This is a genomic window from Armatimonas sp. (genome assembly GCF_043760365.1).
Taxonomy (GTDB): domain Bacteria; phylum Armatimonadota; class Armatimonadia; order Armatimonadales; family Armatimonadaceae; genus Armatimonas.
In genome coordinates, this window is record NZ_JAYUPA010000051.1 from 1 (window position 1) to 6,768 (window position 6,768).

The following is a 6,768-nucleotide window of genomic DNA, read 5'->3' on the forward strand; positions in this document are numbered from 1 at the left end:
CCGATCTGGTGCTGTTCACTAACAACATGCCTACCCAGGCGATTTGGTATTGGGGCTACAGCAGCTCTGTTAGCACAGTGGTTCATGGAATGGTCTCAAGAATACCGTTCCTCTCCTGTAGGGGATACCAATTCCTGTCTTAAAGGAATCGGTATAGGTGTGACAGTTGGAAAAGGTGGAGTTCTTGTTCGTGAAATAGCATGCAAAGAAGGTTGCCAATCTTCGCTGTGCAAACCGTTAAACGAATGGATTCACGTAGACAAATAAGGAGTGATAAACGTTGAGAAAATACCAGGAGGCATTTTTATTAATAATAGGTACGTTATGTGCCATTTCGATTATCTTTTTTATTATTAACAACGAAAGAAATAACAGAAAGAAATTCATAACGGTTATTAATGAATTTAATAAGAGCGAAATTAATGCACGGATAGGCGAACCATTAAAATGTTTTAACGATATAGAAAATTTGGTAAATTTTCTAAAAAATAAGGGCTATCGCATTAGTGATGAAGAGTTTCCAATATTTAAAAAATGTGATGTTTATATTTTAGGTTTTTCAAGTGAGGCAATAGTTATTTTTTATGATGGACATAACAAAAAAATTATTTTAAAAATTTTTTATACTTGATGTTAAATGCCGTTTAGAACTGCTCATAAGCGAGTTTGATGAAACTTGGTGGAGCCAAACCTGGAGGGGAGATCCTCGGCTTACCAGTTCCGTATTTCTAGGAGATGCCTTCGATTTTCAAATCTGATGCCGGACGCAGTGGTCATTTTAACGACCCGTTTCTTGGTATGTCTGGTGGCACCTTGGTGGGGAGCGAGCTGCGCCGCCCGCTCCCTTACACCCCCTGCCTTGTTTGTGCAGAAAACCCGTCTACCTAATCTTCGTACTAAAAAACGTAAGAGGACTTGAGTTTGGTAATCCACAACCTACGCTTTTTTGGTAGCCTAAAAAGAGGGGTGCAGGCGGATGAGTAGGGGCACAAAACAAAAAAACGACCTCACTCCCGTTGGAGTGGATCGCTTTAATCCGTAGTTTCCTACGTGACTATGAATATAGTATACGGCGAAAACGGTCCCTGGTGCCACAGAGAAACCAGGAATAGTAAAGAGCAGTATAGACCTTCTGAGGAGCTACCAGAGGCCAGGAGAACGTATCGAGGATCATAATGGCTGGGAATGGGAATCCTAGCGTGTTTCTCTCGTCTCAGTATTGTCTCACTGGAAATCTCCGAGCAGGGGTACCATAAGCAGACTTATCGGCCGAGGGGAGGGAAGAGAAAGAAGTGGCCGAAATTTGCAGTAAGGAAGAAACCCATGAACCAGGACGATGACCTACGGCGCGCGGCGCGTAAGAGCGACGTTATGGCAGTGCAGACACTCCTCAAGGCTGGGGCGAACCCCAACGCCCCCGATGCCCATCGTCAGGCACTGAGGCACTGACAACTAGGCTCCATGTTGCTGCTTAGGTGGTGGCGTGGGGAGGCACCAATGCACCAGGCCGAGGAGATGCTCCTCGGCCTGGGAAATGATGGATCGATCCATCACCATTGGTTTCTCTCTAGCACCGAGAGGGCAGAGAGGTAGAGGATCGCGTGGTTGGCTTACGATTCTTTTTGAGATTCGTCGCCTCGCTCTGCGCGATCCTCTTGCTGTAGTCATATGAACCCACAGCCCCAAGGTTCCCTCGATTTCAGAATCATTTTTCTCAAGGGATCGGAGACAGCGAGGAGCCCCATGAAGGGGGCAAGTGCGTGATTTAAACACACTGGGTCACGGAGTCTTATTCGCGGCCAGAACGGTTAAGGGCAGATCCAGCCGGTTTTCACTTGCCATAATGCGCAGGTCGAACTCGTAAGCTCTATCCACGTCGAATCGGTCAAACTCTTGAGCGAAGGCGAGTAAGGGATCGGTTTTAGTGTCCTTGATGCTAACTCCGATCGGCTCGGCACGCAACCCCAGAAGGCTAATCCGTGTGTCACCTGCTGGGAGGTTCGCTGCGAGGGTCATCGTGCCCGTAAAAATCCCAGGGTTTCCCTCCTTAGCCTTCAGTTCGATCACGGTTCTCTTATTGTCCTCGCGGGCGAAGATGCGGATCTTCAGGGGCACCATTGCTGCTGTCATTGGCATTGCAGTGGGGGTGAGGAGCTTGACAGACAGAGTCACCGTCGCTCCCGCAACGGCTACGGAGGGCTCGACTTTACCATCGGCTAGGAGGACAGCGCCGTTTTCTACCTCACTTACTTTCTTAGCTTCCGTCGTGGGTGCGAGCTTGACAGTCTCAAGCCAAGCCTCGACTCCGCGCGCCGTGGACTCCAGCCAGTAGGCACCGACCTTATCTTTGAGGTCCTTGAATCCAGGAGCCACCACTAAAAGAAAGACCTCCCCGGGTACCATCGTGCTGCGTTTTTCCTTCGGAGTTGACTGACGCTCACCTAGGAGGGTCTTGGCCATATTTTCACGCAGCTTGCTAGTCGTCTGATCCGTGGCGCTTTTCCCGACTGTCGCGACAACTTGCGCAGTGAGCGGTGCGGGATTGGCGGTCACGGAGGAGATAATTCCTGCCTTCGCCATCCCTACCGGATCAACCTGCTTAACGGCACCAACCACGACTTTGACAGGCAACGTGACCACTTGGCCTGCCCCACGGACAACCTTCTCCAGGAACCCGCGGTGGCGTGAGGGACGAAGCTGTAGAGCACTCAGCGTATCTGTCCTTAGAGCGTACTTACCTTCAGCATCCGTCTTTGCCCAGGCGAGGATTTTCCCTGCCTTGTCCTGGAGTGCGACCGTCACATTGGCGAGCGGTTTACCCGAGAGCGAGTCCAAGACGCTGCCAGAGAGAGTGTCCCGTACACCGTCAGGCACGGCGATCGAAGCAATAAGACAAACTAAAGGAGTGAGAATCGTCATTACTTGTTTCCTAATTCGCGTTTAGACTAACTTGTGCCTTTGGAGGGAACTGTTGGACTGTTTGGTAGAGGGGCAATCTGGGTGTCGAAGGGGATAGGCAATTATGTGGCACTTGGGTACAGCGGGGCCGTTGTGCCAACATGGCAGAAATTACTCTGGGAATCGGAGCGCCCAACTCCCCCCTCGACGACGCCAACTTCAAATGCGGTTTTCATAGCCAAATTAGTCCAAACGTGAATTTCCTAAGCTACTAGTCTTATACAAACCACTACTCTTATACACATTTCTTCTCAAGGTTGCCTCTGTTTTCGTCTGAACTACCATCAAGCGCAGCCAGCACTTCCTGGCATTGAGTTGGGCATAGTCGCTAAACTCAAGAAAGTCGGAAGCTTTCACGTACCGCCTTCCTGAACTTTGCTTGACCTGCGCGAGCGATGGGTTTCTGGGACAGGTGTCCTGTGCCCACTCCGGGACGCTTCACCCGTGCTCTGCGGGGTGCGGTCATGCTTGATTTTGATAAACTTGTGGGGGTGAGCCCCAGAGTTCGTCGAAAAGCATCGGTTCGTGAGCACTTGCCCAAGGGGATCTTAGCTTCTCGCCGCCAGCGGCGACAAACCAAGATCCCCTCAGTCACCGGAAACTAGAGTTCTATAGCATGTGTCCCAAAAGGAAACATAAGTGGGCTTATCGGACAGGGGCAAGATATAGACGAAAGACGCTGTAAAGACGAGTAAGACGATAGACTACCCCATGGAAAACGTGGAGCCTGTTCCTCAGGAGGCATCCGAGCCCGCACTGCACCGGGCGGCGCGGCTGGGAGACATCGCGCAGCTTGAGCAGCTCCTTGCAGATGGAGCGGACCTGGAGTCAGGGAATCGGAATGGAGCGACCCCCTTGATGGTCGCGGCCAGCTCAACGGACGCAGAGACGAAAGCCACTGTCGAGTGGCTCCTCGCCCACGGGGCATCTCCTCACACACTCTGTGGGTGGCATGGAGTGACAGCGGCTTGGTATGCAGCTGGGGGAGAGTCGTACGATGACGATCCCATTCTTCCTGACCAAGTGGAGCGCCTTCTGATTCTGCTTGATTTGGGACTCGATCCCAATGAGTCGGCTTCAAACGGTGTTTCTCTCCTCGTGCAAGCGTGTCGGGCGGGCGACCCTGCACGGGTTCGCTTGCTTCTGGAGCGGGGAGCCTTCCTGATCACGTACTGCACCTCTGGGCAGAGATGGACGGGGCAGATTCCGTTGTTCGCTGCTGCCAAGTCGGGGTCTGCGGAGTGTGTGCAGCTCCTCCTCGATGCGGGCGCAGATGCCAATGAGGTTTGTAAAACAGGAAGTTTTCAGGTGGCGTTAAACCAGATCGAACTACCTCCTGTCGCTTCCGAGCTGGCCTCCACGGCAGGTATCGATGTCGGGGCACTCATGGATCAGCATGTCCAGTCCGCGCATGACCGTTGGGGAGAGGAGGGGGAGACAGCTTTGGCGAGTGCAGGCTCTTCCGAAGTGGCTCGTTTACTCATCGCGGCGGGAGCGCGGGTAGATGCACACGACTGGTATGAAGACGTTTTGGGCAAGGTGTTAGAAACGGCGGACACAGAGCAGGCAATGGGGAAATCGGACGCTTTTGCCGTCGCCGATGTGCTACTGGAAGCGGGGGCTACTCTCGATAGGAACTTCAAGGGGGAGTTCCGTCTGGACTCTGCGGCGTTTCGGCACAGCGCCCATGTCGTGGACTATCTGCTCCAACATGGCGCATCTGACGAGTCAAGCTGCATGTGTTCACCCCTGCATAGCATCTGCTGGCAAGGCGAGTACCAGGAGGAAGAAACGAACCTGGCTTGTGCTCAGATCATCCGCTCACTCGTTCGTGCAGGCTTCTCGATGGATGCTCGCGACAGTGAGGGCAGAACTCCTCTGCACAAAGCGACGGGGGGAGACTGGGCAAATCAAACGGCGGTGCGGACGCTGCTGGAGCTTGGGGCAGAGCCTGACCCGCTAGATGGCTACGGCCAGACACCACTGCACCTTGCGGCCAGCAACGGTGCTCTGGAGTGTGTCGTGGCGCTCTTGGAGGCAGGAGCGAACCCAAGACTACCAGACCCGACAGGTAACACCCTGATTGGCTACGCCGAGGCGGAGGTTGAGCGATGGACGCGCTACGCTCAGTACGACGGATCGTCCACTGAAAACGACTCTTCCTATAATTCAAGGGTGAGTGAGAGTCTCCGAGATTTTGCCCTCGCTGGGGGGTTAGCGAAGGCTCAAGCGCTTTTGGAAGCTGTCAAAGTTGCTACGGGCAAATAGATCCATTGAAGAGAAACGAGTTTAGAATCGCCCCGTTTTACCCTGGCGAAAAACCCTCCCGAAATTCGGAGCCAGCTCCCTCGACAAAAATCGGCTTTCCGACGGTGGCGAGAAACTAGAGTTTTATGCCAACTCCCCTCACGCCTCGCTGTCTTCCTGACGGCCTAGCCACCAGCCCAGGAAGTACAAGAGGCCAGCAAAGGCGAGGAAGGCAAACGCAAAAAGAGTAATTTCGATTAGTGAACCAGGAGGTTGAGGATAATGCCTTGATAAGTAATAGTCATAGCCTAACCACAAAGCCATCCCCACTGAGCAGAGCGCACCAGCAGTGAGCAGCCAACGAGCGACAGCATGATACCTTAGTAGGGAAGACAAACCACCCAGAAGGCAACAGTTACTTTGGAGCGAAAGCAGGGTAAAGACAAGGAAAAACGCCCCTTCGCCATGACGCAGATACTCAGTCACTTGAGTCACAGTAGCGACCACGGCAACCGCGCCGCACACCAGCAGAAACCAGCCTACCAGCAGCTCCCCCACGGATCAACGGGGCTTCTGTGGCCTCGGCCTGGTGGCGGGTTCTTTCTCCTGCTGGCGTTGCATAGCACATGGTACAGGAAACGGGGCACAAGTGGCGAGAGGTTCTTAAGCATCATCGCTTCACTCCACAACTCCCCCACTGATAGCGAGCTGGTGCGATGCGTAGAGTCATCCCAAATTTTAGGTAACTGTCGAGACGGGCAGTAACCCTGTGAGGACTTAGCCCCCGTCTGTCACTGCTCCATTACTGCCATTCTGGGGCTGCTGGCTTTTCTTAGGGACAACCCACAGGTTGCATCTCCAACCATGCCTGTTCACAACGGCCATCATTTCCTACTTGCAGGTGCAGAATCCAGCGCCCTCCGAGACCGAGAAAGCCAGTCTCGTCAGGCATAACAACGACCGCCTCCTGAGCATTCTGATGAGAGAAACCGAAATCTACGGATGTCTTCAACTCTGTTTTCACCTTGTCAGCGATCCGTTGTGGCGTCGCCCGATAAAGCATCGCGTCTCGTGCAATTTTCGCCAGTATGCTCGATTGGTAGGATAGTCTCTCACTGGCGATTGCACGTTCTCTGCCAAGAAATCCAAAAACAAGACCCGTGACAAAGATTGCTGTGAGCAGTGCCCACAATCTGTCACGACGTATGTAGAAACTCATCAAGATTGTCGCTTTCCGCGCCTTGAGACCACGACAGATTCGGCCTAGGGTAATCGAAACGATTTGCTCCCACGGGGCCATCGGACTGAACCTATCATCGGCTTCGGCGACAACCGCTGGCAGGTGCAGGAGACCAGATAGGGCGTCACCGGCCTTCCGCTATTCCCGTGGAGGAGATTCGTCCTGATGCTGGTTCGTATGAGTAGGTTACCACTGGACTACCTTGCGCGCCTGAGACAAAAGACCTAACCTATTTGTCTCAAAAGATCCCGCACAGCAACATAGCCCCTGGCTGGATGCAACATAACGAGAGTCATCGGACGAGGAAGGGAAGGCGGGAGAAT

At 53.1% G+C, this 6,768-nt stretch carries 7 protein-coding genes; 4 read left to right on the top strand and 3 right to left on the bottom strand.

Annotation, left to right across the window (positions count from 1 at the left end; genetic code table 11):
* Positions 1 to 280 precede the first annotated feature (280 nt).
* Both ACH2EH_RS01220 and ACH2EH_RS01225 read left to right on the top strand, forming a co-directional pair.
* Positions 281 to 631, top strand: a complete 351-nt coding sequence (locus ACH2EH_RS01220) for a hypothetical protein (RefSeq protein WP_395138017.1) — start codon at positions 281 to 283, stop codon at positions 629 to 631.
* A 692-nt stretch (positions 632 to 1,323) separates the two neighbouring features.
* A complete protein-coding gene (locus ACH2EH_RS01225; protein WP_395138019.1) occupies positions 1,324 to 1,449 on the top strand; it encodes a hypothetical protein in 126 nt (41 codons plus the stop codon).
* A gap of 330 nt (positions 1,450 to 1,779) precedes the next feature.
* Here ACH2EH_RS01225 and ACH2EH_RS01230 read toward each other — a convergent pair whose 3' ends face one another.
* Positions 1,780 to 2,919: a carboxypeptidase-like regulatory domain-containing protein gene (locus ACH2EH_RS01230; RefSeq protein ID WP_395138021.1), complete on the bottom strand. Its 1,140-nt coding sequence runs from the start codon at positions 2,917 to 2,919 to the stop codon at positions 1,780 to 1,782.
* Positions 2,920 to 3,377: 458 nt separating this feature from the next.
* On the opposite strand from ACH2EH_RS01230, the gene ACH2EH_RS01235 reads away from it, so the two are divergent.
* Both ACH2EH_RS01235 and ACH2EH_RS01240 read left to right on the top strand, forming a co-directional pair.
* On the top strand, positions 3,378 to 3,563 hold the full coding sequence (locus ACH2EH_RS01235) for a hypothetical protein (RefSeq protein WP_395138024.1): 186 nt from the start codon (positions 3,378 to 3,380) through the stop codon (positions 3,561 to 3,563).
* A gap of 106 nt (positions 3,564 to 3,669) precedes the next feature.
* Positions 3,670 to 5,226, top strand: coding sequence for an ankyrin repeat domain-containing protein (locus tag ACH2EH_RS01240; protein ID WP_395138026.1), 1,557 nt, complete (start codon positions 3,670 to 3,672; stop codon positions 5,224 to 5,226).
* Between the two features lie 138 nt (positions 5,227 to 5,364).
* Here ACH2EH_RS01240 and ACH2EH_RS01245 read toward each other — a convergent pair whose 3' ends face one another.
* Together ACH2EH_RS01245 and ACH2EH_RS01250 are read right to left on the bottom strand one after the other, a co-directional pair.
* Complete coding sequence (locus ACH2EH_RS01245) at positions 5,365 to 5,763, bottom strand: hypothetical protein (RefSeq protein WP_395138029.1); 399 nt, start codon at positions 5,761 to 5,763, stop codon at positions 5,365 to 5,367.
* Between the two features lie 274 nt (positions 5,764 to 6,037).
* Positions 6,038 to 6,427: a hypothetical protein gene (locus ACH2EH_RS01250; protein ID WP_395138033.1), complete on the bottom strand. Its 390-nt coding sequence runs from the start codon at positions 6,425 to 6,427 to the stop codon at positions 6,038 to 6,040.
* Positions 6,428 to 6,768 lie beyond the last annotated feature (341 nt).